This is a genomic window from Curtobacterium sp. ZW137 (genome assembly GCF_003762905.1).
GTDB lineage: Bacteria > Actinomycetota > Actinomycetes > Actinomycetales > Microbacteriaceae > Curtobacterium.
The window spans coordinates 1-26,998 of sequence record NZ_RJKS01000004.1; the positions used below are offsets into that span (position 1 = coordinate 1).

Consider the following 26,998-nt stretch of genomic DNA (forward strand, 5'->3'; position numbering starts at 1 on the left):
CGAAGACCTCCGGTGACGACGTGGTGTGTGGTAACTCACATCGTCCCGGAGGTCTTCACTTACGTCACCCGTTCACAACGTCCCGGGGAACTACAACTAGCCGTCGCCGCCGCGCTGCGCCGGGCAGCGCGCTACCGTCGCCGTCGCAGGGTGGAGAAGATCCCCTGCACGACCTCCTTCGCGATGGTGCCGCCGAGTCCTCCCCCGAGCAGGTCCGACAGCGGGTCGTCCGCCTTCCGCGATGACGTCGTCCGCCGCGTCGAGGTCGTCCGCGATCGCCGCGACTGCGCCGCGCGCTCGGCCTTCTCGAACTCCCGCTGCGTCCGCTCGTACTCCTTCTGGGCCGCCGCACGCTCCCGCTCCTCCTGCTTCGCCTGCGCTGCCGCTTCCTTCGCGGCCGCGGCGGCGGCACGCGCAGCCTCCTTCGCGGCGTCCGCCGCTGCGGTCGCGGCGGCCTCCTGCACCTCGGCTGCGGCGGACTGCGCGGCTGCGGCCTCCATCCGGCGGGCGAGCATCTCGTGCGCCGAGTCGGGGTCGACGCGGGTGCCGTAGGTGGCGAGCAGCGGGGACGAGGCGACCCGGGCCTCCATCGCGGCCGACGGCATCGGGTCCATGGACCCCTGCGGCGCGCGCAGCCGGGTCCACGCGACCGGGGTGGGTGCGCCCTTCTCGTTCATCACGGTGACGATCGCCTCACCGGTGGCCAGGGAGGTGAGGACCTCGCCGAGGTCGTAGTCGCTCGTCGGGTACGTCGACACGGTCGCGCGGAGCGCCTTCGCGTCGTCCGGGGTGTGCGCGCGGAGCTGGTGCTGGATCCGGGAGCCGAGCTGTGCCAGCACGTCGTTCGGTACGTCCTTCGGGGTCTGCGTGACGAAGAAGATCCCGACGCCCTTCGACCGGATGAGCCGCACGGTCCGGACGATCTGCTCGGTGAAGTCCTTCGACGCCCCGCTGAAGAGCAGGTGCGCCTCGTCGAAGAAGAACACGAGCTTCGGCTTGTCCTGGTCGCCGACCTCCGGCAGCTCGTTGAACAGGTCCGCGAGGAGCCACATCAGGAACGTCGAGAACACCTCGGGCTGGTCCTGGACCCCGGGCACCTCGAGCAGGCTCACGATCCCGCGGCCGTCCGGCGCGGTCCGCAGGAACACCTGCGTGTCGATCTCCGGCTCGCCGAAGAACGCGTCGGCGCCCTTGTCGGCGAAGGTGATGAGCTCGCGGAGGATCACCCCCGCCGTCTGCTTCGACAGGCCACCGAGCTCCGCCAGTTCCGGCTTGCCCTCGTCGCTGACCAGGAACGTCAGGACGCTCCGCAGGTCCGCGAGGTCGACGAGGGGCAGTCCGGCCCGTTCGGCGTAGTGGAACACCAGCCCGAGCGAGGACTCCTGCGTGTCGTTCAGCCCGAGGACCTTCGACAGCAGCAGCGGCCCGAAGCCCGACACGGTCGCCCGGATCGGCACGCCCGTGCCCTGCCCGCCGAGCGAGTACAGCTCTGCCTCGCTGGCGGCTGGGGTCCAGTCCTGCCCGATGCCGGCGGTGCGGGCGAGGAGCTTCTCGTTGCCCTGCCCCGCGACGGCGAGCCCGGACAGGTCCCCCTTGATGTCCGCGGCGAACACCGGCACCCCGTTCGCCGCGATCTGCTCGGCGAGGACCTGGAGCGTGCGGGTCTTGCCGGTGCCGGTCGCGCCGGCGACGAGCCCGTGCCGGTTCAGCATCCCGAGCGGGATCCGCACCTGCACGTCGGGGCGTGCCTCCCCGTTCACCAGGGCGCCGAGTTCGAGGGCGCTGCCCTCCACGGCGTAGCCGTCCCGGATCGCGGCGATCGCCGCGTCCCCGAGTGGGCCGCTCACGCCGTTGGTCGGGTCCGCGCCGCCGGTCGCCTCCACGCCGTTGGTCGGGTCCGCGCCACCGGTCGCCTCCACGCCGCCGGGAGGCTCGGTGCCGGTCGTCGAAGCCGCCGCCGGTCCCGGGGCGGTCGCGTCAGCCGACCCCGCTGCCGCCACGTCCGCGACGGCGGGTTCCGCGACGGGGGCGAGTGGTGCCTCCAGGCCGGAGGGAGCCGGCGACGCTGCGACCGCCGGTTCCGCGTCGGGCACGAGGGGTGTCTGCGCCAGTGCCGCGGCGAGTTCCTCGGCGCGCGCGGCGGCTTCGTCTGCGAGGCGCCGCGCTTCCTCGGCGGCGACCCGTGCTGCCTCGGCTGCCGCCCGTGCCTGCTCCACCGCGTCGCTCATGGGCACAGCCTATGGACGCGGACGCTCCCCGTCCGGGGTCCACCACGAGACCGACCGACTCGGAACGACGACATCGTCGTCGTACGACAGCGACCTCGTCGTTCCGAGTCAGTCACCGCCGCGCCCCGCGTCAGTGCGTCAGCGCCGGCACCGACCGCGGGCGGACGACCAACCACAGGAGCAGGATGGCGACCGCCGAGGTGCACGCCATCACCGCGGCCATCGGCGCCGCCTGCGAGATGCCGAGCCACCCGACGATCGGCGAGATCAGCCCTGCCACGCCGAAGTTCAGCGCGCCGAGCACCGATGCGGCGGTCCCGGCCTCTTTCCCGTGCGCCGCGAGGCCGATCACCTGGACCAGCGGGAACGAGAACCCGCACGCCGCGATGAAGAACCACAGCGGCACGAGGACCCCGACGAGCCCTGCCCCGAGCAGGTCCAGCACGATGATCGCCGTCGCGGCCAGGAACAGCGTCGCCGTCGAGCACGCCAGGATCCACTGCGGCCCGACGCGCTGCGCCAGCCGGGAGGAGATCTGCACCCCGACCACGACCCCGACGGAGTTCACGGCGAAGAGCAGCCCGTACTGCTGCGCGTCGAGCCCGAAGACGTCCTGGAACAGGAACGGTGACGCGCTGAGGTACGAGAACAGTCCGCTGAAGACCATCGCCCCGATGAGCGCGACCCCCACGAAGATCCGGTCCGAGAACAGCGCCCGGTACCGCTGGCCGATGGTGGCGTGCCCGGCCTCGTGGCGGCGTGCCGGCGGCAGCGTCTCGACGATGAGCAGGATGGACGCGATGACGACCGCCAGGCCGTAGCAGGCCAGGAAGACGAAGATGCCGCGCCAGCTGACGAACCGCAGCATCTGCGAGCCGATGAGCGGGGCGAGGATCGGCGCGAGGCCGTTCACCATCGCCAGACGGGACAGCATCAGCACGAGGGGCTTGCCGCCGAACAGGTCGCGGACCGTTGCCATCGCGACGACACCGCCGGCAGCTGCGCCCATGCCCTGCAGCACGCGGAACACCGCGAGGACCTCGATGTTCGGGGCCATCGCGGCGCAGATCGACGCGGCGACGTGCACGGACGTGGCGATGATCAGCGGCAGCCGTCGGCCGACCTTGTCGCTCCACGGACCGACGAGCAGCTGCCCGACCGCGAAGCCGAGCGTGGTGGCAGTGAGCGTGAGCTGGACGGCGCCGTCGGTGACGCCGAACTGCTCCTTCAGCGACGGGAACGCCGGCAGGTACAGGTCGATCGTGAACGGACCGAGCGCGGTGAGCGCTCCGAGCACGAAGACGTAGACGAGGCGCTGCGCCCGGGACAGGGAGTCCCCGGGGTGCAGGATGACGGTGAGCGAACCAGTGGTCGCGGGCGCGGTCACAACAGGGTCCTTCGACGATTAGGGGCGGTGGGGAGGGGTGATCGCGGGATCGCTCGAATCGATTCGTCCGCGCGTTCATCCTACGGGCCACAACGAGCCGCGCCGACACCCGTTGCCGGGCGTTGCCGCGTGTCGGTTCCCCGGCTTGCTCGCGGGGCGTGCACCTGCGGTACCGTCGGAGGGCTCGGGGCTCCGGGCGGATCAGCACGGAAGAGGGGGTGGGCGTCATGGTGGACGCTCGGATCCTGCACACGACGGCAGCGCTGCGCGAGGCGATCCTCCGACTCGCCGCGGACCGTCCCGTCTCCGAGATCACGGTCGCGGACGTCACGCGCGCCGCCGGGATCAACCGTGCGACCTTCTACTCCCACGCCGTGTCGCCGGGGTCGCTCCTCGCCGACGTGCTCACCCCGGAACTCGACCGGATCCGTGACGACGACTCCGAGGCACGTCGGGCGGCGTACGAGCGCGGCGCCGACCGTGACGAACTCGCGGCGATCACCCGCAAGGGCATCAACGCCGTCGTCGAACACGTGGTGCTGCACCGCGAGATCTACGTCCGGGCACTCCCGGACCCGAACGACGCCTCGTTGCACCGGCTGCTCGTGGAGCACTTCACGGTGTCGAGTGCGCTGCACATCCGGGAGCTCGACGCGGCCTCCCGGCCCGAGCTCCTCGACGACGTCGCTGCGGGCTTCGTCGCGCAGGGCTTCGTCGGGGCGATCGAGGCGTGGCTCGCGGGCACGCGGCGCTCCCGGAAGGCCCTGGTCGACACCATCACGCGGTCCTTCCCCGCGTGGTGGAGCTGACCCGCGCGCAGTCCTTCCCCGCCTGGTGGAGCTGGCCCGCGCGCGGTCCTTCCGCGCGTAGCCAGTCCTTCCGCGCGTAGGCGGTCCTTCCGCGCGTAGGCGGTCCTTCCGCGCGTAGGAAGTCGTTTCGCGCGTAGGCAGTCGCTTCTTTCGACCGCCTACGCGCGAATCCGCTTTCCAGCGCGCGCGTGATGGGTGCGAACGCGCGTGGTCAGCGGCCTGGAGGCGCGGTGCCGGGCCGACACGGGCCTCCCGTCCGGTGGGACCGCGACCAGTGCACCCGGGTCGCGTCAGCCCGGGGCGCGACCAGTGCACCCGGGTCGCGTCAGCCGTCGGCCGGTTTCTCACCCCGCTGCAGTGCGGTGACCGCGTCGACGGAGTGCTCCACGAGCGCCGCGTCGGTGTCCCCGGTGACGCGGTAGTCCGCGGAGACGCCGTCCCCGCCGGTGCCGCTCGCCGGCAAGCGGTCTCCGAGCCCGACGACCACGACCCCGGCGTCGTGCGCTGTCTGGAGCTCCCCGGTCAGTGCCGAGGCGTCCTCGGCCTGGACGAGCAGCGCCTTCGCGCCGGTGCGGACGAGTTCACGGACGGCCGTGCGCTGCGACGAGACCGGGTCGGCAGCCGTGGCGACGCGCACATCGGGGCGGAAGCCGGCCTCGGTCAGCTCGGTGCGGAACTCCGCGGGCAGGGTGTCCGCGTCCGAGGCCTGCAGGACCACACCGACCACGGCGTGCTGGTCGAACCCGCCGTCGGAGCTGGTGAGGTCCGTGCTCTTGACCGGCGTCGGAGCCTGCGACGTGGTGCCGGTGCACCCGGCCAGCACGGCGACGGCACTCACCGCCAGTGCGGCGGCGGCCAGGATGCGGCGCACGGTTCCTCCTCGATACGGGTCTGCCACGCTACCCGGTCGTCGCAGCGGACGACGGCGGGGCCGACGACGGCGCGCCCGACTACGGCGCGCCCGACGACGGCCCGCCCGACGACGACGGCGGCGGCACCGGCCCGAGCCGCCGCACCGCGAACAGCCCGACGAGCGCGATGACGATCATCGCGGCGAAGACCGACGCGAACGCGAGCGCGTCCTCACGGCCCCCGACCGCCGTGAACAGGATCCCCGCGACCGCGAGCCCGACCACGCTGCCGGAGGCGTCCGCGATGGTCAGGGCGGAGCTGGCGAACCCGTCGTCGCCCTCGCTGGAGAACCGGAGCGTCAGCATCGACGTCCGCGGGTACGCGACGCCCATCCCGGCACCGCCGACGAACCAGCCCGCGACGAGCACCCACACCGGCAGGTCCGCGACTGCCACGGCCAGAGCGGCGACGAGGCTGACCAGGACCAGCCCGAGGCCGACGCCGAAGGCACGGGCGGCGGCCAGCCGGCGCTCCCCCATCCGCCCGTGCACCCAGCTCGCACCGGCCCAGCTGAGCGCGGCGACGGTGAGCGCGAGCCCGGCGGCGGACGGCGAGAGCCCGTGCTGCGCCTGGAGCAGGAAGGGGACGTAGGCCTCGCTGCCGAAGAACCCGGCGGCGAGGACCCCGCGGAGCAGGACCACGGACGGCAGCCCGGGGCCGGCGGTGAACGTGCGGCGTGGCAGCAGCGGACGGAGTGCGAACCACGCGCCGACCAGCCCGACGACGACCGCGACGGCACCCAGGGCGACGGGCAGGTCCGGTGCCACGTTGAGGAGCAGGACGGCCACGGCGGCAGCGACCGACCACACGATCCGGCTCCGCTGCCACGGTGGCCGGAGCGCGGCGGCCGGCGCGTGCAGGTGCCGGAGCGTCGGGACGAGCAGGGAGAACGCGACGACGGCGATCACGAGGGCCCCCGCGAACACCCAGTGCCAGCTCGCGAGCTCGGTGACGAAGCCGGCGAGCGCCGGACCGACCAGGGCGGGCACCACCCAGGCGGCGGCGAACCCGGCGAAGACCGGGCCGTGCAGGTCCTCCGGGAAGATCCGGGCGACCAGCACGTAGAGGACGACGTCGATCGCGCCGGCGCCGAACCCCTCGACCAGACGCCCGGCGAGGAACACCGGCATCGTCGGGGCGAGCATCACGATCGCCGTGCCGACGGCGAAGAGCGCGGCGGACACCCATGCGACCACCCGGCCTCCGGCTCGGTCCGTCCAGTTGCCGGCGAGCACCATCCCGGGCACGCCGGCGGCCAGGGGCGCGGCGAAGCTCAGCGAGTACAGGGTCTCGCCGTGCAGGTCCCGGCTGATCTCCGGCATGACCGTGGTCATGGCGAGGTTCTGGAACGCGGCGACGGCGACGATGGCGACCATCCCGATGGTCGGGAGGGCGTACCCCCTGCTGAACAGGGTCGTCCTCGTCGCCGTCGTGGTCACCGCATCAGGCTAGCGGCGGAGGGGCCCGCCGCGCCCGCCGGCTCCACCGCATCGGGCTAGCGGCGGAGCGCCTGTCGCACGTCCTCGACCAGGTCGCCGGCGTCCTCGATGCCGACCGACAGCCGCACGACGTTCTCCGGGACGGCGAGCTCGGTGCCCTTCACCGACGCGTGCGTCATCTCGCTCGGGTACCCGATGAGCGACTCCACCCCGCCGAGCGATTCGGCGAGCGCGAACAGCTCGGTGGACTCCGCGAACCGCTTGGCTGCGTCGGGCCCGCCGGCGAGCGCCACCGAGAGCATCCCGCCGAAGCCGCGCATCTGCTTCGCCGCGACGTCGTGCCCCGGGTGGTCGCTGAGGCCCGGGTAGTAGACGCGCTCGACGGCGGGGTCGCCGACGAGCGCCTCGGCCACGGCCTGCGCGTTCTGCGAGTGCCGCTCCATCCGGATCGGCAGCGTCTTGATGCCGCGGATCGTGAGCCAGGCGTCGAAGGGGGACGAGATCGCACCGCCGCCGAACTGCAGGAACGCCACCTTGTCGGCGAGCTCCTGGTCGCGCAGGACGATCGCGCCACCGACGACGTCCGAGTGGCCGCCGAGGTACTTCGTGGTGGAGTACGCGACGACGTCGGCGCCGAGCGACAGGGGCTGCTGGAGGTACGGCGACGCGAAGGTGTTGTCGACGACCACGAGCGCGCCGGCGTCGTGCCCGAGGGCGGCGAGCGCCTCGATGTCCGCGATCTTCATGAGCGGGTTCGTCGGCGTCTCGACCCAGAGCACGGTCTGCGCCGGTGCGTCCTGCAGTGCGGCGCGGACCAGGTCGAGGTCGCTCATGTCGACGACGACGAGCTCGACGCCCCACGGCACGTGCAGCCGGTTCACCAGGCGGTGCGTGCCGCCGTAGACGTCGTTGCCCATCACGACGCGGGCGCCGGGCGACAGGGTGGCGCGGAGCAGTGCGTCCTCGGCCGCGAGGCCGGAGGCGAACGAGTACGCGGCGACGCCGCCGTCGAGGTCCGCGAGCATCGTCTGCAGCGAGTCCCGCGTCGGGTTGCCGGAGCGGGAGTACTCGTAGCCGCCCCGCATCTCCCCGATGCCGTCCTGCACGTACGTGGACGTCAGGTGGAGCGGCGGGATCACGGCGCCGGTGGCGCCGTCGGGCTCCTGTCCGGCGTGGACGGCTCGGGTGCTGAACTCGGTCATGGTGCGTTCTCCAGGTCGGACGGGAGGCTCGGATCGCGTCGGCCGCGCACCGCTCGCTGGGTGCGCTGCCGCGCTCACTCGGACAGGTCGGCTTACTCGGACTGGTCGGCTTACTCGGACTGGTCGGCTTACTCGGACAGGTAGGTGAGCAGGTCGTGGCGGGTGAGCACGGTCACCGGCTTGCCGTCCTCGACGACGAGCAGCGCGTCCACGCTCTCCAGTGCGCGACGAGCGGCGGACACCGACTCGCCGACGCCGATGAGCGGCAGCGGGTCGCCGACGAAGCCGGTCAGCGCGTCCGCCATGTTCGCCGCCCCGGTGAAGACCTGCTCGAGCAGGTCCTTCTCGGCGACCGCGCCGATGACCTCACCGATGACGACGGGCGGCTCGGCGCTGAGGACGGGCATCTGCGAGACGCCGTACTTGGTCATGATGTCCACGACCTCGCGCACCGTGTCGGACGGGTGCGCGTGCACGAGGTCCGGCAGGCGGCCGTCCTTGCCGGCGATGAGCGACCCGACGGTGCGGGCGTCGTCGGTCTCGGCGAAGCCGTAGGAGCGCATCCACCGGTCGTTGAAGATCTTGCCGAGGTACCCGCGGCCGCCGTCCGGCAGGAGCACGACGACGACGTCGTCCTCCGTGAGGTCGCGTGCAGCTCGGAGCGCCGCGACGACCGCCATGCCGCTGGAGCCGCCGACGAGCAGCCCTTCTTCGCGGGCGAGCCGCCGGGTCATCGCGAACGAGTCGGCGTCCGACACGGCGATGATCTCGTCTGGGACCTCGGGGTCGTACGCGGTCGGCCAGAAGTCCTCGCCGACGCCCTCGACGAGGTACGGGCGACCGGTGCCACCGGAGTAGACGGAGCCCTCCGGGTCCGCGCCGACGATGCGGACGCCGCCGTTCGAGACCTCTTTCAGGTACTTGCCGGTCCCCGAGATGGTGCCGCCCGTGCCGACACCCGCGACGAAGTGGGTGATGCGCTCCTCGGTGTCGCGCCAGATCTCCGGACCGGTGGTCTCGTAGTGGCTGCGCGGCCCGTTCGGGTTCGCGTACTGGTTCGGCTTGTACGCCCCCGGGATCTCCCGCACGAGACGGTCCGACACCGAGTAGTACGACTCCGGGTGCTCCGGCGGGACCGCGGTCGGCGTGACCACGATCTCGGCGCCGTACGCCGTGAGGACGTTGCGCTTGTCCTCGCCGACCTTGTCCGGCAGCACGAAGACGCACCGGTAGCCGCGCTGCTGGGCGACGAGCGCCAGGCCGACGCCGGTGTTGCCCGACGTGGGTTCGACGATCGTGCCGCCCGGACGCAGGTCACCCGACGCCTCGGCGGCGTCGATGATCCGCGTGGCGATGCGGTCCTTCGAGGAGCCACCGGGGTTCAGGTACTCGACCTTGACGAGCACGGTGGCCCGGACACCCTCGGTGACACGGTTCAGCTTGACCAGCGGGGTGTCGCCGACGAGGTCGACGACGGAGTTCGCGTAACGCACGCGGACGAGTCTAGGCGGCGCACCCGAGTCCCTCCGGAGCGTGACGGGCGGCTACGACGCGAGCGAGGAGGGCGCCCCTGTGGGCGCGACGTGGGCCGTCACCGCTGCCGAGACCTCGGCGCGACGCCGGTCGATGACGTCGCCCATGTCGCGAGCCAGCGCGGGGGTGGACCGCACGATCTGGTCGAGAGCGGTGGCGGGCACGACCAGCACCGCGACCTCGGTGAGGGCGACGGCGGTGGTGAGCAGTGCCTCCCGGGTCAGCGCCGTCTGCCCGATGTGGTCGCCGGTCTCGACGCGGGTGGCGGGGAGGTCCGGGCTCGCCGAACCGGGTCCGCTGGTCCGGATCCGCCGGTCCGGATCCGCCGGTCCGGATCCGCCGGTCCGGATCCGCCGGTCCGGATCCGCCGGTCCGGGTCCGCCTCGGCCTCGGCCTCCGCCCCGGCATGGAGGCTCGGCCCGCGCCCGCCCCGCTCCTTCCCCCCGGGCGCGTCAGGCGTCCAGGGCGTCGACCGGTGCGTTCTGCTGTCGGTGCAGCGTCGCGTACGTGCCGTCCCGTGCGATGAGTTCGTCGTGCGTGCCCTGCTCCACGATCTGCCCGTGGTCGAGTACGAAGATCACGTCGGCATCGCGGATCGTCGAGAGTCGGTGCGCGATCGAGATCGTCGTCCGCCCACGTGCGGCCGCGTCGAGCGCGGTCTGCACGACGCGCTCGGAGATCGAGTCCAGCGCACTCGTCGCCTCGTCGAGCACGAGCACGGGCGGGTCCTTGAGCATCACGCGCGCGATGGCGATCCGCTGCTTCTCGCCGCCGGACAGCCGGTAGCCGCGCTCCCCCACGATCGTGTCGTACCCGTCGGGGAAGGACGCGATCGTCTCGTGGATGTTCGCCGCCCGCGCGGCTCGCTCGAGCTCTTCGAGCGTGGCGCCGGGCTTGGCGTACCGGAGGTTGTCACCGATCGTCGCGTGGAACAGGTACGTCTCCTGGGAGACGATGCCGACGTGCCGCATCAGGTCCTCGTGCTCGAGGTCCCGGACGTCGGCGCCGGCGAAGCGGACCGAGCCCCGCGTCGCCTCGTAGAGTCGCGGAACGAGGTACGAGACCGTCGTCTTGCCCGCGCCGGAGGGTCCGACGAACGCCGCGAACTGGCCCGGCTGCAGCTCGAAGGACACCCCGCGGAGCGTCGGCTTGTCGGCTTCGCCGTCCGGGTAGGTGAACGTGACGTCGTCGAAGGCGACGTGTCCCACCCGGGACTCATCGACCTTGCGTGCGGTCGGCGAGTCCGTGATCGCCGGCTTCAGGTCGAGGTACTCGAAGATGCGGGCGAAGAGTGCACCCGAGGTCTGCAGGTCGAGGACGACCCGGAGGAGCCCCACCGTCGGGAACAGCAGCCGGGACTGCACGGTCGTGAACGCCACGATCGTGCCGGCCGTGATCGGGATGCCGCCGAGGATCAGGTACGCGGCGACCAGGTAGATGATCGCCGGGATGATCGACAGGAAGATCTGCACGATCGCGAAGAACCACTGCCCGGACATCTGCTGGCGCACCTGCAGCGCGATCTGGTTCCGGTTCTCGTCGCCGTACCGGTGCGTCTCACTGCGCTGCTGGTTGAAGCTCTTCGCGAGCAGGATCCCCGAGACGCTCAGGGCTTCCTGCGTGATCGCGGTCATGTCGGAGAGCGACTCCTGCGTCTGTCCGGCGATCTTGGCGCGGACCTGCCCGACCTTCCGCTGGGCGATGACGAGGAGCGGCAGCAGGACCACCGCGACGAGGGTCATCTGCCAGCTCAGCAGCAGCATCGCGACGACCGCGGCGATGACCGTCACGGTGTTGCCGAGCACCGAGGAGATCGTGTTGTTCAGGACACTCGCGACCCCACCGACGTCGTTCTGCAGGCGGGACTGGATGACGCCGGTCTTCGTACGGGTGAAGAACGCCAGCTCCATGCGCTGCAGGTGCGCGAAGAGCCGCATCCGCATGGCGCCCATCACCTTGTTGCCGACCGTCGCCGTCAGGTAGGTCTGCCACACGCCCACCCCGGCGCTCGCGATCCAGAGCACCACCATCGCGGTGACGAGCTCGGCGAGCACCGGGACGTCCGGCGTGCCGGACTTCGGGAACAGCCCGAGGTCGAACGCCTTCTGCGTCAGGAGCGGTGGGATCACGGACAGCGCGGCACCGATGAGCACCAGCACGGTCGTGAAGATGATCGCCCGACGGTGCGGGACGAACAGCCCGGCGATCCGCTTGAGCAGGTGCGGGATCTGCGGAGCTTCGGCGTTCGCCGCCTTCTGCGCGTCGAAGTCACCGCTCGAGATCCGGCCGCCGCGGCCACCACCGCCACCGCCACGCATCCCCGGCATGCTCATGCGAGCTCCTTCCGCCCGGCGCGACCCGGACGGTCCGCTCACCCGAGCAAATGTAGCCCCGCCGTGGGACATCGGCCCCTCCGCTGGACCGATCTGTGGAATTGACCCCTGTTCGGGGCCGTGCGAGCATGACCCGTCCCGTTCCACGCACCACGAGGTCCCATGCCGTCCGCGCCGTCCCGCCCCGACCCGTCCACCGTCACGTCGCTCCGGCACCAGCTCACGCGCCGCAAGCCCATCGACCAGCTGCAGAGCGAAGCGGCCTCGGGTGTGGACGGCGAGCCGCTCCGACGGACCCTGGGCGTCTGGCACCTCACGATGATCAGCGTGGGTGCCACGCTCGGCACCGGCATCCTCGTGGTCCTCGGTACCGCCGTCCCGCTCGCCGGGCCCGCGGTCTGGATCTCGTTCGTCGTCGCCGGGGTCGCCGCCCTGCTCTCCGCACTGTCGTACGCCGAGATGGCCGGAGCCGTCCCGACGTCCGGGTCGAGCTACTCGTACACCTACGCCACCATGGGCGAGGGCATCGCCTGGGTGTGCGGCTGGTGCCTCGTGCTCGAGTACGCGGTGTCCGTCGCCGCGGTCGCCGTCGGCGCGAGCGAGTACGTCGACGAGACCCTCCGGGTGTTCGGGCTGCACCTGCCCGCCGCGCTCTCGGCGCCCCCGGGTGACGGTGGCGTCGTCAACCTGCCAGCGGCGGCACTCGTGCTCATCGCCACCGCCGTCCTGCTGCCGGGAGCCCGCGAGAGCGCCTGGGTCAACACCCTGATGGTGATGGTGAAGATCGCGCTCCTGGTGTTCTTCGTCATCGTCGCGTTCAGTGCGTTCCGCGCGGGGAACTTCGAGCCGCTCGCACCCATGGGTGCCGCGGGCGTCACCGCAGCCGCGTCCCGGCTCTTCTTCTCCTACATCGGGTTCGACGCCGCGTCCACCGCCGGCGAAGAGGCGAAGAACCCCCGCCGTGACCTCCCCCGCGCGATCATCGGCTCGATCGCGCTCATCACGGCGCTGTACATCCTGGTCGCGATCGCCGCGATCGGTGCCCGGCCGTGGACGTCGTTCTCCTCCACCGAGGCGTCGCTGGTCCGCATCGTCGTCGACGTCACGGGGCAGCCGCTCGTCGCGCTGGTGTTCTCGATCGGCGCCGTGATCGCCATCGCCAGCGTGGTGCTCACCGTGCTCTACGGCCAGACACGGATCCTCTTGACGATGGCGCGCGACGGACTGGTGCCGAAGGTCTTCGGCCGGGTTTCGCACCGAACCGGGACCCCGATCGCGAACACCCTGATCGTCGGTGTCGTCGTGACGATCGTCGCCGCCCTGGTGCCCCTCGGCGAGCTCGCGGACGCGACGAGCATCGGCACCCTCGTGGCCTTCGCGCTGGTGAACGTCTCCGTGATCGTCCTGCGTCGCTCGCAGCCCGGGCTCGAGCGTTCGTACCGCGTCCCGTTCTTCCCTGTCGTCCCGATCCTCGGCACGCTCAGCTGCGCCCTGCTCGCGGTGTTCCTCGGCGCGGGCACGTGGATCGCATTCGCCATCTGGATGCTCGCCGGCGCCGCCCTCTACGCGCTCTACGGCCGCCGCCACAGCACGCTGCCCTGACCCCGCCGCCCTCCGCAGTGTCCGGAAGCGGTGCGGCAAAGCGACAGTCCTCCCGTGCTGCCCACCTCACCGCTGTCGCTTTCCTGGACTTCTCCGTTTGCGCCGCCCAGCGCGAGCCAGGCCCGACCTTCCGACCAGTGCGAGCACCGTCCGCTGTCACCGGCACGGCACCCCGTGCACGCGGAACAGCGCGCGCAGCCGTTCCGGCTCGACGAGGTGCCACCAGGTCACGCGGATGAACCCCCGCACGACCGGGAGCGCGCGGAGCTGGTCCTCCCGCAGCTTCTCCGCCCAGAGCGCATCCGCTCCCGTTCGTCCGTGCAGCATGGAGGCGTCCTCGTATTTCTGCCGCCCGTCGAACTCGACGACGACGCCGAGTGAGGGCATCCAGAAGTCCACGCGGTGCACCGACCCGCCGATCACGAACTCAGCCTGCGGGACCACCGGCGGGATGCCCAGTTGCCGGAACCGCGCGGCGGCGAAGGATTCCCCGACCGACTCGTGGGCCGCGTCGCACACGTCCAGCGCCTCGAGCGCGCGAGCGGTCCCCCACCGCGGCCCGTCGTCCAGCAGCTGCCGGAGCGCGTCGGCATCGACGCCCCTCCGCACGGCGTGGTCCAGCACGACGACCGCCTCGGCGAAGTCGGCGCGCCGAGCCTGCATCACCGCCGTCACCGGCAGCGCGGCGAACGGCACGCCGTGGAAGGCTCCTCCGTCGAGGTCGACCGGGCCGGCGTGGAGCGTCAGTCCGACGCGTTGACTGTCCGCTGCTGCCGACGGAAGGGTCGCGTGCACCCGGGACGGCCACGCCGACAGCCGCGGGATTCCGAGCACCGCCGCCGCCGAGTCGTGAGAGAACACTGCTCCGAATGGGAGCGCCGGCGCAGCGGCTCGCATCCGCACGAGGTGCCGTGCAGCGGGCCCCAGCGCTTCCCACTCCGCGCGCGGGACGTAGACACCGTGTCGCACGCGCTCGAGCTCACCGGCGGATCGACGGCGTTGATGCCGGCGTGCCGCAGCACGATCGAGCTCGTCGACTCGGACCAGGAGGATCGCGTTCGCGGGATGCACACGAGCACCCTGCCGCCCGGCCCCGTCTCACGGGGCGTGGCCACCGTGCCTGTGGACAACGCACTCCGTCCACAACCCAGCCGCGACGCGGCTCAGGCGTCAACGGGTACGGAAAAGCGACAGTGCCCGACCGGAATCCGGCCGAGCACTGTCGCTTTGCGCGATCTCTCACACGATGGGCGATCCTGACGGAGCAACCCGTGCGCGAGCGAGCGTGGACAGTAGCAGAGCTACTACGCGAGCTCGATCGTGGCGCCAGCGGCCTCGAGGGCAGCCTTCGCCTTGTCGGCCGTCTCCTTGTTCGCACCCTCGAGGATCTTCGCGTCGGCGGTCTCGACGAGCGCCTTGGCCTCGCCCAGGCCGAGCGACGTGAGGCCACGGACCTCCTTGATGACCTGGATCTTCTTGTCACCAGCGGACTTGAGGATGACGTCGAACTCGGTCTTCTCCTCAGCGGCCTCGACCGGAGCGGCAGCGCCGGCCGGAGCGGCAGCGGCGACCGGGGCGGCCGCGGTGACCTCGAAGACCTCTTCGAACTTCTTCACGAAGTCCGAGAGCTCGATGAGCGTGAGCTCCTTGAAGGCCTCGATGAGCTCGTCCTGCGAAAGCTTCGCCATGATTTTCTCCTACTACTCAGTACGTGATGTGGTTGTGGAACGCGTGCCGGATCAGGCCGCGGACTCCTGCTTCTCGCGGAGGGCGTCCACCGTGCGGACGGCCTGCGAGAGGGGTGCGTTGAACAGGTACGCAGCACCGAACAGCGAGGCCTTGAAGGCGCCGGCGAGCTTGCCGAGCAGAACTTCACGGGACTCGAGGTCGGCGAGCTTGTCCACCTCGGTCGCGGTGAGCGGGTTACCGTCGAAGTAACCGCCCTTCACCACGAGCTCGGGGTTCGCCTTGGCGAATGCACGCAGCGACTTCGCGACGGCGACGGTGTCACCGTGGACGAAGGCGAGAGCGGACGGACCGGCGAGTTCGTCGTCGAACGACGAGATGCCGGCGTTGTTCGCCGCGATCTTGGTCAGCGTGTTCTTCACCACGGCGTACGTGGCGTGCTCACGGATCGAGTTGCGGAGCTCCTTGAGCTGCGCGACCGTGAGACCGCGGTACTCGGTGAGCAGAACGGCGTTCGAGCTACGGAAGGACTCCGTGAGCTCGGCGACCGCAGCTTCCTTGTTCGCCATGGTTCTCCTTGGGGGTCTTGCCGGTAGCCCCAGGTCCGCACACATGAAAAAAGCTCCGGCGCAGAGGCTCGGAGCTGCTTCCACCAGAATGGCGGGAGTCGTTCTGAACACCTGCGCGGGATGCCTCACGAGTGAGGACCTTCGACCGTCATGCGAGCATGACGACATCCGGCGGTCTTTGGCTTCGAGAACTGTAGCAGACGCGGTGGGCGCGGCCAAACGGCGGACGGGAGGCTCGGTGCCGGCTGGCACCGCGCCTCCCGTCGGGTGGTTGCGAAGGTTCCCATCACGCGCGCGCTGGAAAGTGGAATCGCGCGTAGGCGGTCGGAACTTCCGACCTCCTACGCGCGATTCGACTTCCTACGCGCGATTCGGCACGTGGGCCCAGGCATCGTCGGCGGGCGCGGCGCCAGCGGCGGCGGCGGCGCCGGCGGCCGCGGCGCCGTCGGCGCCCTCCGGCGGCGCAGCCGGCAGGTGCACCGTGAACACGGTGTCCCCCGGCACGCTCGCCACCGCGACGGACCCGCCGTGCGCCTGCACGACCGCGTCGACGATCGCGAGCCCGAGGCCCGTCGAGCCGGCGCTCCGCGACCGCGAGCTGTCCGCCCGGGCGAACCGCTCGAACAGCTTCGGCAGGAACTCGGGGTCGATCCCCTGCCCGGTGTCCCGGACGGTGAGGTCCACGCCGTCACCGACGGGGGTGAGGCCGACCGTGATGCGGGTGCCCTCCGGGGTGTGCGTCCTGGCGTTGGTGACGAGGTTCACGATCACCTGGTGCAGCCGCGCGGCATCCCCCAGCACGACGACCGGCGTGGAGGGCACGTCGACGGAGATCTCGTGGTCCGGCGACGCCGCGTGCGCGTCGTTCACCGCGTCGAACACCAGCCCGGTCAGGTCGACGTCGTCGAACTGGATCTCCCGGCCCTCGTCGAGGCGGGCGAGGAGCAGCAGGTCCTCGACCATCGACGTCATCCGGACGGACTCGGACTCGATGCGGCTCATCGCGTAGACGACGTCCGGCGGCAGGTCGCCGCCCATCCGGCGGGTGAGCTCGGCGTAGCCGCGGACCGAGGCCAGCGGCGTGCGGAGCTCGTGCGAGGCGTCGGCGACGAACTGCCGGACCTTCTGCTCGGAGCGTTCCCGGGCCTGCATGGCGCCGCCGATGTGTCCGAGCATCCGGTTGAACGCGGCGCCGACGCGGCCGACCTCGGTGCGTGGATCGGTGTCGGGGACGCGCACGCCGTCGAGGGCGTCGCTGCGTTCCAGCGGCATCCGCGCGACCGTGGACGCGGTCTCCGCGACGCGTTCGAGGGGGCGGAGGGAGCGCCGGACGACGACCGCGGCGACGACGGAGGCGACCACGAGGGCGGCACCGACGACGAAGATGACCACCCAGAGCAGTGACCACACGCTCTGGTAGACCGGCGACATCGGCAGCCCGACCACCAGCACGGCGTCGTCGAGGTACCCGTTGTCCACGCGGACGGCGGCGACACGGTAGGTCCCGGTGCTGCCGAGGTCGATGGTCGCGGGGGCGATGCCGACCTTGACCTGCCCGAGGCGCTGCAGCTGGTCGGCGCTGAGCGACGAGGGCGAGCCGTCGTCCTCGATCACGATGCCACCGGCACGACCGCCGGTGAAGTAGTACGCGGTCAGGGTCCCGGCTGCCTGTCCCGCCGGGCGGAGCACGTCGTCACCCGGGGGCTGGGAGGTCTGCCCCTGCCCGAACTTGTTCGTGGCACGCTTCGTCGCGGTCTGGAGCTGCTGGTCGATCGCGCCCGTCTGGATCGAGGCGAGCGCGATGATGCTGCCCGCGCCGATCACCGCGCTGACGGCGACGACGAGGGCGACGATGCTCAGGACGAGCCGGCGGCGCAGTGTCATGGGACGAAGGGTCTCAGGAGGTGGGCTTGATGACGTACCCGACACCGCGCACGGTGTGGATCATCGGGGTCTCCCCGGCGTCGATCTTCTTGCGCAGGTAGGAGATGTAGATCTCGACGACGGAGGACTTGCCGCCGAAGTCGTACGACCACACGCGGTCGAGGATCTGCGCCTTGGACAGCACGCGGCGCGGGTTGCGCATCAGGAAGCGGAGCAGCTCGAACTCGGTGGCGGTCAGCTCGATCGGGCGGCCGGAACGGGACACCTCGTACGACTCCTCGTCGAGCACCAGGTCGCCGACGACGATGCGGGAGTCACCGGCCTCGGAGACGGAGATCTGCGATCGGCGGATGAGGCCACGGAGACGCGCGACGACCTCTTCGAGGGAGAACGGCTTGGTGACGTAGTCGTCGCCACCAGCGGTGAGCCCGGTGACGCGGTCCTCGACGGAGTCCTTCGCGGTGAGGAACAGCACCGGGGTGTCGTCGTTGTTCTGCCGCAGCCGGCTGAGGACCTGCAGGCCGTCGAGGTCCGGCATCATCACGTCGAGCACCATCGCGTCCGGCTTGAACTCGCGCGCCTTGGCGAGGGCGTCCTGGCCGCCGTTCGCACTCGTGACGTCCCAGCCCTCGTAGCGGAGCGCCATCGAGAGGAGGTCGGTGAGGCTGGCCTCGTCGTCGACGACGAGGATGCGCAACGGCGAACCGTCGGCACGCGTGAGGCGCGGAGCTGCTGCAGGCTGGGAGATGGTCACGTCTTCGAGTATCGAGAGTTTCCTATGAGCGGTCTGTGGAGACCCACTCGGCGGTCTGTGGATGAACGGTCAGCCGTCTCGGGGTCGCATCCGTAGGTTGGCAGGATGATCCGATCCACCGCCTGGCCCGCTGACGCACGCGCCGTCGACGTCGGCCGACTGACGGACACGGCCGGGAGGCCCGGCGCGGCCCCGGCGGACCGGCTCGCTGTCGCGCGGGCGGTCGCGTCCACCACCCCACCCCTGTCCGCGGGCACGGCCGGGCGGGCGTTCGTGACGCTCGCAGCCGTCGCCGCGGTCGACGTCGCGCTCGCCAGGACCGTCGAACCGCACCTCGACGCGCTGGGGATCCTGGCCCAGGCCGGGATCGACGTGCCGGACGGGTCGTCGTGGGGCGTGTTCGCGGCGGAGGGGCCCGGGACGCGGCTGACGGCCACCCCGGGCAGCGACGGGTCCGTCGTGCTCGACGGGACGAAGCCGTGGTGCTCGCTCGCGTCGACGCTCTCGCACGCACTGGTCACCGCGCACCGCGGCGACGACCGGCAGCTGTTCGCGGTCGACCTCCGGCAGGACGGCGTCACCACGCACGACGATGCCTGGGTGGCGCGCGGGATGCCGGACGTGCCGAGCGGTCCGGTGGACTTCGACGGGGTCCGCGCGGCCCCGGTCGGCGATCCCGGCTGGTACCTCACGCGCCCGGGCTTCGCCTGGGGCGGGATCGGTGTCGCCGCGTGCTGGTGGGGTGGCGCCGTCGGGCTCGCCCGGGTCCTCCGCGACCACGCCGCCGCACGTCCGGACGCCGAACTGCTCCGGGTGGCGCTCGGGGCGGTCGTCGCGGACCTCGCCGACGCCGAGGACGCGCTGGCGGACGCCGCGGCCAGGATCGACGCCGACTCCGGCGCCTCCGCCGATGACGTCGACTGGGCGCTGCTCGCACAGGTCGTCCGCTCCCGGGTCCGCCGGGCCGTCGACGGCGTGCGGACACGGGTGATCGGTGCGCTCGGCCCGGCACCGCTGACCTCCGACGCCGCCGTCGCGGCTCGGGTCGCCGACCTCGAGCTCTACGTCCTCCAGGACCACGGCGACCGGGACCTCGCCCGCATCGGCCGGATGGTCCTCGAGCGCGGCGGTGTCGCGTGGTGAGCTTCGACCACCGGGAACCCGGGACGCCCGCGGCGACCTGGACCCCGTTCCTCGACGCCGTCACGCCCCTCCCCGTCGAACTCACCGACGTCGCCGCGGTCGTCGTCGTCGCGCCGCACCCCGACGACGAGACACTCGGCGCCGGCGGACTGATCGCCACGGCAGCCGACGCCGGGGTCCCCGTGCACGTCGTCCTCGTCACGCTCGGCGAGGGGTCACACCCGGACTCCCCCACCACCACGGCGGACGAACTCGCCGCGGTCCGCGCCGGAGAGTTCCGCGACGCCCTGGTGGCGCTGCACCCGGACGTGACCGCCGGCTCGCTCGGGGTGCCGGACGTCGGACTCCGCGAGCAGCCGGAGACCCTCCGCGACGCCCTCGTCGCACGGCTGGACGCCACGGCCGAGGCCTCCGGAGGCCGAACGCTGCTCGTCGCCCCGTGGCGCGGGGACGGGCACCGCGACCACCGCGTCGCCGGCGAGGTCGCCGAGGCCGTCGCCTCCGGACGGCCCGAGGTCGACCTGCTGTCCTACCCGATCTGGGCGTGGCACTGGGACCGCCCGGACGCCCCCGCGGCACCGTGGGACACGGCGCACGCCCTCGCCCTGTCCGACGACGTCCTCGACCGGAAGCGCGCCGCTCTCGCCGCGTACCGCTCGCAGGTCCTGCCGCTCTCCCCGGCACCGGGTGACGAGGCGATCGTCGACGAGCGGCACGCGGCGCACCACCTCCGCGACGTCGAGTGGTTCTTCGGCACCGCGGTCCGGACGCCGGCGAGCTCGCGGTCACGGGAGTCGTTCGACGCGCACTACGCCCGGAAGCCCGAGGGGTGGGACTTCGACGGCTCCTGGTACGAGCGCCGGAAGCGTGCCGTCACGCTCGCCGCACTCCCCCGCGAGCGCTACCGCTCCGCGCTCGAGATCGGCTGCGCGACCGGTGTCCTGACGGCGGCGCTGACCGAGCGCGCGGACGACGTCCTCGGCACCGACATCGCCGCGGCGCCCCTCGACCGTGCTCGTGCACGCGCACCGCTGGCCCGCTTCCTGCAGGCGGCGCTGCCGGATGACTGGCCCGAGGGGACGTGGGACCTCGTCGTGCTGTCCGAGGTCGGCTACTACCTCTCCGACGCGGACCTCGACCGGACCGTCGACCGCGTCCTCGGCTCGCTCGCCGACGACGGTGTCCTCGTGGCGTGCCACTGGCGGCACCCCGACGACGAGGCGGTCTCGAGCGGGGACGCCGTCGACGCCCGCCTCGCCGAACGGTGGCCGCGTCCGGCGCTCGTGCGCCACGTCGAGGAGGACTTCGTGCTGAGCGTCCTGCCCGGCCCGGGGGTCGTCTCGGTCGCCCGCGCCGAGGGGGTCGTCCGGTGAGCGCCCGTCAGCGCATCGACGTCGTCGTCCCCGCGCACGACGAGGAGGACCGGATCGCCGACTGTCTCGACGCCGTCCTCGTGGCCGCCGAGCGCCTCCGTGCCGAACGCCCCGACGTCGCGGTCGGGGTGACCGTGGTCCTCGACGGCTGCACCGACGACACCGCCCGGATCACCCGCGAGTGCCCGGTCGAGGTGCTCGAGACGCCGCGCGTCGGCGTCGGACGAGCACGTTCGCTCGGTGTCGCACGGGCGCTCCAGCATGCACTCCAGCAGGACCCGGGCACCCGGTGGCTCGCCCACACCGACGCCGACTCCCGCGTCGCGCCGGGCTGGCTCGTGCAGCAGGCCGATGCCCTGGCCGCCGGTGTCCACGTGCTCGTGGGTGCCGTGGTGCCGGACCCGGACGACCTCGACCCGGTCGTCCTCGCACGCTGGACGACGGCGCATCCGCCGGGGGCCACCCTCGGCCACGTGCACGGCGCCAACCTCGGGGTGCTCGCCACGGCGTACGTCGCCCTGGGTGGGTTCGACCCCGTGCCGGAGCACGAGGACGTCCGGCTCGTCGAACGCGCCCGTGCCCTCGGGCTGCGCGTCGACGCGACGACGGAGCTGCCGGTGGTCACGAGCGGACGCTTCGACGGACGGACCCCCGGCGGCTACGCCGAGCACCTGCGCCGGAGCTACGGCGACGCGTCCTGACCCGGGCCCTTAGGGAGCTCATAGGGACGCGAGGGTGCGCCCATAACAGCGCTGCCTAGCTTCTCCTCAGTCGGCCCCGCCGCGCTCCCGATGCGCGGCCGGTGACCCGTGTGCCGGCCCACCACCGAGGAGAACCATGTTCCTGACCTACCTCAGGCGCGAACTCACGAACCGCAAGAAGCAGACCGTCATCATCGCGATCGGCATGGCACTCGCCATCGCCCTCGTCGTCATCGTGTCCTCGATCTCCAGCGGTGTGAAGTCGGCACAGTCGAGCGTGCTGCAGTCCGTCTACGGCGTCGGCACCGACATCACGGTCTCGAAGACCGAGACGCCGACGTCGTCGAGCACCGGTCGCCCGAGCTTCGACTTCGGCGACCAGAGCGCTTCCGGCTCCTCGGGCAGCACCAACCTGTCGCAGTCGAAGCTCGCCGTCACGCGCGGCACGAGCACCCTCACCGCGGCGAACGTGACGACCGTCACGAACACGGCAGGCGTGAAGGCCGCGACCGGGGTCCTCACCCTCGAGAACAGCACGTTCTCCGGCTCGGTACAGCAGGGCTCGAGCGACAGCAGCAGCTCCACCGACTCCGGGACCTCCACCCAGAACGGTCCGCCGAGCGGCGGCACCGGCGGCGGCGGCTTCGGCGGCGGTTCCTTCAACGTCGACTCGTTCACCGTGACCGGCATCCCGGTCTCCGGCGACGCCGTCGGGCCGCTGACGAGCACCGAGATCACCAAGGGCCGGACGTTCACGGCCTCCGACGCCGGCAAGGACGTCGTCGTGCTCGACTCGTCGTACGCCAAGAGCGAGTCGAAGGCGGTCGGTGACACCCTCTCGATCGGTGGCACCAAGTTCACCGTGATCGGCATCGTCGCCTCGACCGGTTCCGCATCGACCACCGGCTCGAACACCTACGTGCCGCTCGACACCGCCCAGACCCTCGCGGACCTCAAGGGCAAGGTCACCTCGATCTACGTGTCCGCGCAGTCGTCCTCGGACGTCAGCACCATCAAGACCGCACTGCAGGCGAAGCTCACCAGCGCCACGGTCTCCACGGAGTCGGACCTCGCCTCGAGCGTCTCGGGCTCGCTCTCGACCGCGTCGAGCCTGGTCTCGAACCTCGGGACGTGGCTCTCGATCCTGGTCCTCGCGGCGGCGTTCCTCATCGCGATCCTCTTCACGATCTCCGGGGTCACCCGACGCACCCGTGAGTTCGGCACCCTCAAGGCGATCGGCTGGTCGAACGGCCGCATCACCCGACAGGTCGCCGGGGAGTCCCTCGTCCAGGGCCTCATCGGTGGCGTGATCGGTGCCGCAGCTGGTCTGATCGGCATCCTCGTGGTCAACGTCATCTCCCCGACGATCTCGGCGAGCGCCACCTCGACCACGGGCCGTGGGGCGGGCGGGACCGGCGGCGCCGGCGGGTTCCCGGGTGGTGCCGCGACCGCCGCGGCGGGCTCCGGCACGACCGGCGGCGCTCCGGCCGGCGGCTTCGGCGGCGGCGGCGCGAGCACCGCGTCGACCACGGACGTCGTCCTGCACGCCCCCGTGACCGTCGAGGTCATCCTGCTGGCGATCGGACTGGCGATCCTCGGCGGCCTCATCGCCGGTGCCCTCGGCGGCTGGCGCGCATCGCGGCTCCGTCCGGCCGAGGCCCTGCGGAGCGTGGCCTGATGGCCGACGCGCGAACGAGAACCGACCCATCGGACCCGACGACAGGAGCAACCGTGACCACCACCGAGACCGCACCCGCTGCCGGCGAGGCGAGCCGAGCCTCCGTCCCGATGTACAAGCTGACGAACGTCAGCAAGACGTACAAGCAGAAGAACCGCACCGTCACCGCCCTGACGAACGTGGACCTGACCATCCCCCAGGGGCAGCTCGTCGCGATCCAGGGCCCGACCGGCGGCGGGAAGTCCACGCTGCTGCAGATGCTGGGCGCGCTGGACCGGCCGAGTGCCGGGTCGGTGAACCTCGGCGAGCGCGACGTCGCCAAGCTCGGTGACGGGGCGCTGACGGACCTCCGGGCGACGGAGATCGGCTTCGTCTTCCAGAGCTTCAACCTGATCCCGACGCTGACGGCGCTGGAGAACGTCGAGACGGCGTTCGCGGGGTCGCTGGCGAACCGCTCCCGGTCCGAGATCCGGCAGCGCGCCACCGACGCCCTGCAGGAGGTCGGCCTCGGCGAGCGGCTCGACCACCTCCCCGCGGAGCTCTCCGGTGGGCAGCAGCAGCGCGTGGCGATCGCGCGGGCCCTCGTGAAGAACCCGAGCGTGCTGCTCGCGGACGAACCGACCGGTGCCCTCGACGAGGCCACCCGTGACGAGATCATGGGGCTCATCGAGCGGCAGTGGAAGGACCGCGGCCTGACGGTCGTGATCGTGACGCACGACTCGTGGGTCGCGAAGCGTGCCGAGCGGCGCCTGCACATCAAGCAGGGGCAGGTCCGCGAGGTCTAGTCCCGCGCACCAGGACGACAACTGCGCAGTCGCTCGACTGCGCAGTTGTCGTTCCGGCGTTCAACCGGGGTAGTCGCAGTACGCGAACCACGTCGAGTCCGCGGCCCACGGTGGCACGTTGACCGTTCCCTGGCCGCCGTCGAGCGTGACGAGGGTCTCGGGCACGACCGCGATCCGGGCTCCGCGGACCAGGACGCCCGGCAGCAGCCGCAGCTCCACGCGGTGATCGGCCGGGTGGCCCTGCACGCCCGGCTCGTACGACAGGTACAGCAGGTGCGCACCGTCCGGCGACACGTGCGGGAACCAGTTCACCCGGTCGTCGTTCGTGATCCGGACGGGGTCGGTCGCACCGGGCCACAGCGACACCAGCTGTGCGGTGCCCGGGGTGAACCGCTCCGAGTTCCAGACGAGCTGGTCGCCGGCGAACGAGACGCCGTCGTCCGGGTGCTCGTCGCGGGTCAGGAACGTCGGGTGCCCCGTGGCTGGATCGACGAGCGCGACGTCGGTCGTCCAGACGCCGTCCTCGGTCCGCTCCCCCACGATCGCCGCGAGCGACGAGCCGTCGGCGGCGATCCCGTGCAGGTAGAACTTGCGGAACACCGGCAGCGCTGCCGCGGTGTCCGTGATGCGTTCCCCGGTGCCGCCGGCCGGCAGCGGGACGCGGTACAGCTCGCCGTCGCGGCCGCTCACCACGACGGCCTGGCCGGACGGGTCGAGCACGTGGTCGTTGTTGATCTCGGGCACGCCGTGCATCGGGACGCGCTCGAGCGCGGTCTCGTCCAGGACGGTGTCCGTGCCCCGCTCGGGCAGGCGCAGCAGCCAGAGGTCGCCGTCGGCGTTCAGCACCAGCGTCTGCTCGTCGAGCACGTTCGGCGCCTCGACGAGCACCGTGCCGGACTCGAACACGAGCCGGCTGGACCGGGCGTCGACGTCGTACACGTGCACGCGGCTGCGCTGCCCCGGCCGGAGCTGTCGTCCCCTTGTGTCGCTCATGCGTCCATCCTGTCGTGCGCGGCGCGGCGTCGCGCCCGGTTCGGCCCGGCGTCGCACAACGGAAGACGGTCCGCACCACGGGAAACCGTGGTGCGAACCGTCTTGGGTTGTGCGGTGCCGATCAGCGCCGCCGCTGCCGTCGGCGCTTACTTCACCGCACCCGCGGTGAGGCCGGCGACGAACTGGCGCTGCACGACGAGGAACGCGATGACGACCGGGATCGAGACCACGAGCGACGCGGCCATGATCTGGTTCCAGTACACGTTCGTCTGCGTCGAGTACTGCTGCAGACCGACCGCGAGCGTCTGCCCGTTGCCGTTCGTCATCACCGAGGCGAAGAGCACCTCGCCCCATGCCGTCATGAAGGAGTAGATCCCCACGGCGACCAGACCCGGACGGGCCGAGGGCAGGATGATCCGGAACAGCGCACCCATCGGGCCCGAGCCGTCGACCATCGCGGCCTCGTCGAGCTCACGCGGGATGGTCTCGAAGTACCCGGCGAGCATCCAGATCGAGAACGGGAGCGTGAACGTCAGGTAGGTGATGATCAGGCCGAGCCAGCTGCCGACGAGCTGGATGCCGAGGGTCTGCCCGAGGTTCGTGAAGATGAGGAACAGCGGGAGCAGGAACAGCACGCCGGGGAACATCTGCGTCGAGAGCACCGTCGTGGTGAAGGCGCTCTTGCCCTTGAAGTTCCACCGCGACACCGCGTAGGCGGCGAAGGTGGCGATGATCAGCGAGAACACCGTCGCGACCGTGCAGACCACGAGCGAGTTGATGAAGTACCGGCCGAGCGGAACCGTCGACCACATGTCGATGAACGGCTGGAAGGTGATGTTGGTCGGAATCCACGTGAAGTCGTTCTGCACGTCACCGAGCGGCTTGATGGCCGTGGTGATCATCACGTAGAGGGGCACGACCGTGAAGACGGTCAGGAGTGCCAGGACGATGACCTTGAAGGACTTGGCGCCCATTGTTTCACGCACGGACGGACCTCCGGTTGGTGACGGCGAGGTAGATGCCGGTGACGACGAGCAGGAAGAGGAGGAGGAGCACGCTCATCGCGGCACCGGAGCCGAAGTTCCAGGTGATGAACGAGGCGTTGTAGATGTGGAAGCTGAGCAGGTCGGCTGCCGGGGGCTGCGCCGTCGAACCGAAGAGGACGTACGGCGTGTTGAAGTCGTTGAAGGTCCAGAGGAACATCACGAGCACGAGGGTCACGTTCACCGGGCGGACCATCGGCAGCGTGATCGAACGCCACTGGCGGAACGGCTTCGCACCGTCGACCGAAGCGGCCTCGTACACGTCAGCGGGGACCGACTGCAGGCCGGCCATGAGCATCAGGAACGCGAACGGCCAGGTCTTCCAGATCGCGACGACGACGACGGCCACGAAGGCGTTGTTGCCGATGAGCCAGAACGGGGCGACACCGTTGAAGAGGTGCAGCTGGTCGACGAGCAGGTGGTTCAGGGCACCCGAGTCACGCTGGAACATGAACTTCCAGGTGATGACGCCGGCGTACATCGGCAGCGCGTAGGGCACCAGGAACAGGGTGCGGAACAGGCCGCGGCCCTTGAACGGCTTCTGCAGCGCGACGGCCGCCATCATGCCGAAGCCCCACGACAGGCCGACCACCAGGACCGTGAACGCGCAGGTGATGAGGAACGAGTTGAGGAGTCCCTTGCCGATCGCCTGGTTGAAGTCCACGGCGACCGCGTAGTTGTGCAGGCCTGCCCAGGGCGCAGCGCCCCAGTTCGCGATGAAGTACTTGGTGAGCTGCACGAAGCTGATCCAGATGCCGACGAGCATCGGCACGATGTGGATCAGCAGCTCGAAGAGGATGGCGGGACCGACGAGCGCGTACGGCAGCCACTGCAGGCGGCGCTTCCCACGCGGCGGTGGACCCGACAGGGTCGGCGCCTTCGTGTGCGTCAGGTCGATGGCCTCGGAGTCAGGCAGGACCGTCGTGGACATGGGCAGGGCCTTT

At 71.3% G+C, this 26,998-nt stretch carries 23 protein-coding genes; 7 read left to right on the top strand and 16 right to left on the bottom strand.

Going from position 1 to position 26,998, the window contains the following annotated elements; genetic code table 11:
* Window positions 1–131 precede the first annotated feature (131 nt).
* Window positions 132–2,228, bottom strand: a complete 2,097-nt coding sequence (locus EDF55_RS13285; RefSeq protein ID WP_123655463.1) for a helicase HerA-like domain-containing protein — start codon at window positions 2,226–2,228, stop codon at window positions 132–134.
* Between the two features lie 130 nt (window positions 2,229–2,358).
* Complete coding sequence (locus EDF55_RS13290; protein ID WP_123655464.1) at window positions 2,359–3,615, bottom strand: multidrug effflux MFS transporter; 1,257 nt, start codon at window positions 3,613–3,615, stop codon at window positions 2,359–2,361.
* Window positions 3,616–3,842: 227 nt separating this feature from the next.
* Between EDF55_RS13290 and EDF55_RS13295 the strand changes: the two genes are divergently transcribed.
* Window positions 3,843–4,424 (top strand): TetR/AcrR family transcriptional regulator, encoded by a 582-nt coding sequence (locus tag EDF55_RS13295; protein WP_123655465.1) that lies wholly within the window; start codon window positions 3,843–3,845, stop codon window positions 4,422–4,424.
* A 325-nt stretch (window positions 4,425–4,749) separates the two neighbouring features.
* Here EDF55_RS13295 and EDF55_RS13300 read toward each other — a convergent pair whose 3' ends face one another.
* The 6 genes from EDF55_RS13300 to EDF55_RS13320 form a co-directional block, all read right to left on the bottom strand.
* Window positions 4,750–5,295 (bottom strand): hypothetical protein, encoded by a 546-nt coding sequence (locus EDF55_RS13300; protein WP_123655466.1) that lies wholly within the window; start codon window positions 5,293–5,295, stop codon window positions 4,750–4,752.
* Between the two features lie 79 nt (window positions 5,296–5,374).
* Window positions 5,375–6,775 (bottom strand): MFS transporter, encoded by a 1,401-nt coding sequence (locus tag EDF55_RS13305; protein WP_123655467.1) that lies wholly within the window; start codon window positions 6,773–6,775, stop codon window positions 5,375–5,377.
* Window positions 6,776–6,831: 56 nt separating this feature from the next.
* On the bottom strand, window positions 6,832–7,977 hold the full coding sequence (locus tag EDF55_RS13310) for a cystathionine gamma-synthase (RefSeq protein ID WP_123655468.1): 1,146 nt from the start codon (window positions 7,975–7,977) through the stop codon (window positions 6,832–6,834).
* 128 nt (window positions 7,978–8,105) lie between these two features.
* Window positions 8,106–9,470 carry a cystathionine beta-synthase gene (locus tag EDF55_RS13315; RefSeq protein WP_123655469.1) on the bottom strand — a complete coding sequence of 455 codons (1,365 nt, stop codon included), beginning with the start codon at window positions 9,468–9,470 and terminating at the stop codon, window positions 8,106–8,108.
* Window positions 9,471–9,521: 51 nt separating this feature from the next.
* Window positions 9,522–9,674 carry a hypothetical protein gene (locus tag EDF55_RS18860; RefSeq protein ID WP_165931550.1) on the bottom strand — a complete coding sequence of 51 codons (153 nt, stop codon included), beginning with the start codon at window positions 9,672–9,674 and terminating at the stop codon, window positions 9,522–9,524.
* A 288-nt stretch (window positions 9,675–9,962) separates the two neighbouring features.
* Complete coding sequence (locus tag EDF55_RS13320; protein ID WP_123655973.1) at window positions 9,963–11,837, bottom strand: ABC transporter ATP-binding protein; 1,875 nt, start codon at window positions 11,835–11,837, stop codon at window positions 9,963–9,965.
* A gap of 168 nt (window positions 11,838–12,005) precedes the next feature.
* Here EDF55_RS13320 and EDF55_RS13325 point away from each other — a divergent pair, with 168 nt between their 5' ends.
* A complete protein-coding gene (locus tag EDF55_RS13325) occupies window positions 12,006–13,445 on the top strand; it encodes an amino acid permease (protein ID WP_123655470.1) in 1,440 nt (479 codons plus the stop codon).
* Window positions 13,446–13,601: 156 nt separating this feature from the next.
* On the opposite strand, the gene EDF55_RS13330 is transcribed toward EDF55_RS13325, so the two are convergent.
* The 5 genes from EDF55_RS13330 to EDF55_RS13350 form a co-directional block, all read right to left on the bottom strand.
* Window positions 13,602–14,306 carry a hypothetical protein gene (locus EDF55_RS13330; RefSeq protein ID WP_123655471.1) on the bottom strand — a complete coding sequence of 235 codons (705 nt, stop codon included), beginning with the start codon at window positions 14,304–14,306 and terminating at the stop codon, window positions 13,602–13,604.
* 443 nt (window positions 14,307–14,749) lie between these two features.
* Window positions 14,750–15,133 (bottom strand): 50S ribosomal protein L7/L12, encoded by a 384-nt coding sequence (gene rplL / locus EDF55_RS13335; protein ID WP_123655472.1) that lies wholly within the window; start codon window positions 15,131–15,133, stop codon window positions 14,750–14,752.
* Between the two features lie 51 nt (window positions 15,134–15,184).
* Window positions 15,185–15,700: a 50S ribosomal protein L10 gene (rplJ, locus tag EDF55_RS13340; RefSeq protein ID WP_123655473.1), complete on the bottom strand. Its 516-nt coding sequence runs from the start codon at window positions 15,698–15,700 to the stop codon at window positions 15,185–15,187.
* Window positions 15,701–16,060: 360 nt separating this feature from the next.
* Window positions 16,061–17,584 (bottom strand): cell wall metabolism sensor histidine kinase WalK, encoded by a 1,524-nt coding sequence (locus tag EDF55_RS13345; RefSeq protein WP_123655474.1) that lies wholly within the window; start codon window positions 17,582–17,584, stop codon window positions 16,061–16,063.
* A 13-nt stretch (window positions 17,585–17,597) separates the two neighbouring features.
* Complete coding sequence (locus EDF55_RS13350) at window positions 17,598–18,338, bottom strand: response regulator transcription factor (RefSeq protein WP_123655475.1); 741 nt, start codon at window positions 18,336–18,338, stop codon at window positions 17,598–17,600.
* A 105-nt stretch (window positions 18,339–18,443) separates the two neighbouring features.
* On the opposite strand from EDF55_RS13350, the gene EDF55_RS13355 reads away from it, so the two are divergent.
* The 5 genes from EDF55_RS13355 to EDF55_RS13375 all read left to right on the top strand — a co-directional run bounded on the left by EDF55_RS13355 (window position 18,444) and on the right by EDF55_RS13375 (window position 24,018).
* Entirely contained in the window at window positions 18,444–19,481 is a 1,038-nt protein-coding gene (locus EDF55_RS13355) for an acyl-CoA dehydrogenase family protein (protein WP_123655476.1), read from the top strand.
* Window positions 19,478–20,854: a PIG-L family deacetylase gene (locus tag EDF55_RS13360; RefSeq protein ID WP_260235944.1), complete on the top strand. Its 1,377-nt coding sequence runs from the start codon at window positions 19,478–19,480 to the stop codon at window positions 20,852–20,854. The genes EDF55_RS13355 and EDF55_RS13360 overlap by 4 nt, the downstream gene beginning before the upstream one ends.
* Complete coding sequence (locus EDF55_RS13365; protein ID WP_260235945.1) at window positions 20,851–21,555, top strand: glycosyltransferase family 2 protein; 705 nt, start codon at window positions 20,851–20,853, stop codon at window positions 21,553–21,555. The genes EDF55_RS13360 and EDF55_RS13365 overlap by 4 nt, the downstream gene beginning before the upstream one ends.
* 136 nt (window positions 21,556–21,691) lie before the next feature.
* Entirely contained in the window at window positions 21,692–23,233 is a 1,542-nt protein-coding gene (locus tag EDF55_RS13370; protein ID WP_123655479.1) for an ABC transporter permease, read from the top strand.
* Window positions 23,234–23,343: 110 nt separating this feature from the next.
* Window positions 23,344–24,018 carry an ABC transporter ATP-binding protein gene (locus EDF55_RS13375; protein ID WP_123655974.1) on the top strand — a complete coding sequence of 225 codons (675 nt, stop codon included), beginning with the start codon at window positions 23,344–23,346 and terminating at the stop codon, window positions 24,016–24,018.
* A gap of 60 nt (window positions 24,019–24,078) precedes the next feature.
* Here the strand turns inward: EDF55_RS13375 and EDF55_RS13380 are convergent, their stop codons facing one another.
* The 3 genes from EDF55_RS13380 to EDF55_RS13390 form a co-directional block, all read right to left on the bottom strand.
* Window positions 24,079–25,011, bottom strand: coding sequence for a biopolymer transporter Tol (locus EDF55_RS13380; protein WP_123655480.1), 933 nt, complete (start codon window positions 25,009–25,011; stop codon window positions 24,079–24,081).
* Window positions 25,012–25,157: 146 nt separating this feature from the next.
* Window positions 25,158–25,997 carry a carbohydrate ABC transporter permease gene (locus tag EDF55_RS13385; RefSeq protein WP_123655481.1) on the bottom strand — a complete coding sequence of 280 codons (840 nt, stop codon included), beginning with the start codon at window positions 25,995–25,997 and terminating at the stop codon, window positions 25,158–25,160.
* Window positions 25,990–26,985 (bottom strand): carbohydrate ABC transporter permease, encoded by a 996-nt coding sequence (locus tag EDF55_RS13390; RefSeq protein ID WP_185017392.1) that lies wholly within the window; start codon window positions 26,983–26,985, stop codon window positions 25,990–25,992. The genes EDF55_RS13385 and EDF55_RS13390 overlap by 8 nt, the downstream gene beginning before the upstream one ends.
* Window positions 26,986–26,998 lie beyond the last annotated feature (13 nt).

What these genes read in the sequence shown, in the direction of transcription:
- EDF55_RS13285 (WP_123655463.1), bottom strand. Translation starts at nt 2,228, where the DNA reads ATGAGCGACGCGGTGGAGCAGGCACGGGCGGCAGCCGAGGCAGCACGG.
- EDF55_RS13295 (WP_123655465.1), top strand. Translation starts at nt 3,843, where the DNA reads ATGGTGGACGCTCGGATCCTGCACACGACGGCAGCGCTGCGCGAGGCG.
- EDF55_RS13310 (WP_123655468.1), bottom strand. Translation starts at nt 7,977, where the DNA reads ATGACCGAGTTCAGCACCCGAGCCGTCCACGCCGGACAGGAGCCCGAC.
- EDF55_RS13320 (WP_123655973.1), bottom strand. Translation starts at nt 11,837, where the DNA reads ATGCCGGGGATGCGTGGCGGTGGCGGTGGTGGCCGCGGCGGCCGGATC.
- EDF55_RS13325 (WP_123655470.1), top strand. Translation starts at nt 12,006, where the DNA reads ATGCCGTCCGCGCCGTCCCGCCCCGACCCGTCCACCGTCACGTCGCTC.
- rplL (WP_123655472.1), bottom strand. Translation starts at nt 15,133, where the DNA reads ATGGCGAAGCTTTCGCAGGACGAGCTCATCGAGGCCTTCAAGGAGCTC.
- rplJ (WP_123655473.1), bottom strand. Translation starts at nt 15,700, where the DNA reads ATGGCGAACAAGGAAGCTGCGGTCGCCGAGCTCACGGAGTCCTTCCGT.
- EDF55_RS13345 (WP_123655474.1), bottom strand. Translation starts at nt 17,584, where the DNA reads ATGACACTGCGCCGCCGGCTCGTCCTGAGCATCGTCGCCCTCGTCGTC.
- EDF55_RS13355 (WP_123655476.1), top strand. Translation starts at nt 18,444, where the DNA reads ATGATCCGATCCACCGCCTGGCCCGCTGACGCACGCGCCGTCGACGTC.
- EDF55_RS13370 (WP_123655479.1), top strand. Translation starts at nt 21,692, where the DNA reads ATGTTCCTGACCTACCTCAGGCGCGAACTCACGAACCGCAAGAAGCAG.
- EDF55_RS13375 (WP_123655974.1), top strand. Translation starts at nt 23,344, where the DNA reads ATGTACAAGCTGACGAACGTCAGCAAGACGTACAAGCAGAAGAACCGC.
- EDF55_RS13380 (WP_123655480.1), bottom strand. Translation starts at nt 25,011, where the DNA reads ATGAGCGACACAAGGGGACGACAGCTCCGGCCGGGGCAGCGCAGCCGC.
- EDF55_RS13390 (WP_185017392.1), bottom strand. Translation starts at nt 26,985, where the DNA reads ATGTCCACGACGGTCCTGCCTGACTCCGAGGCCATCGACCTGACGCAC.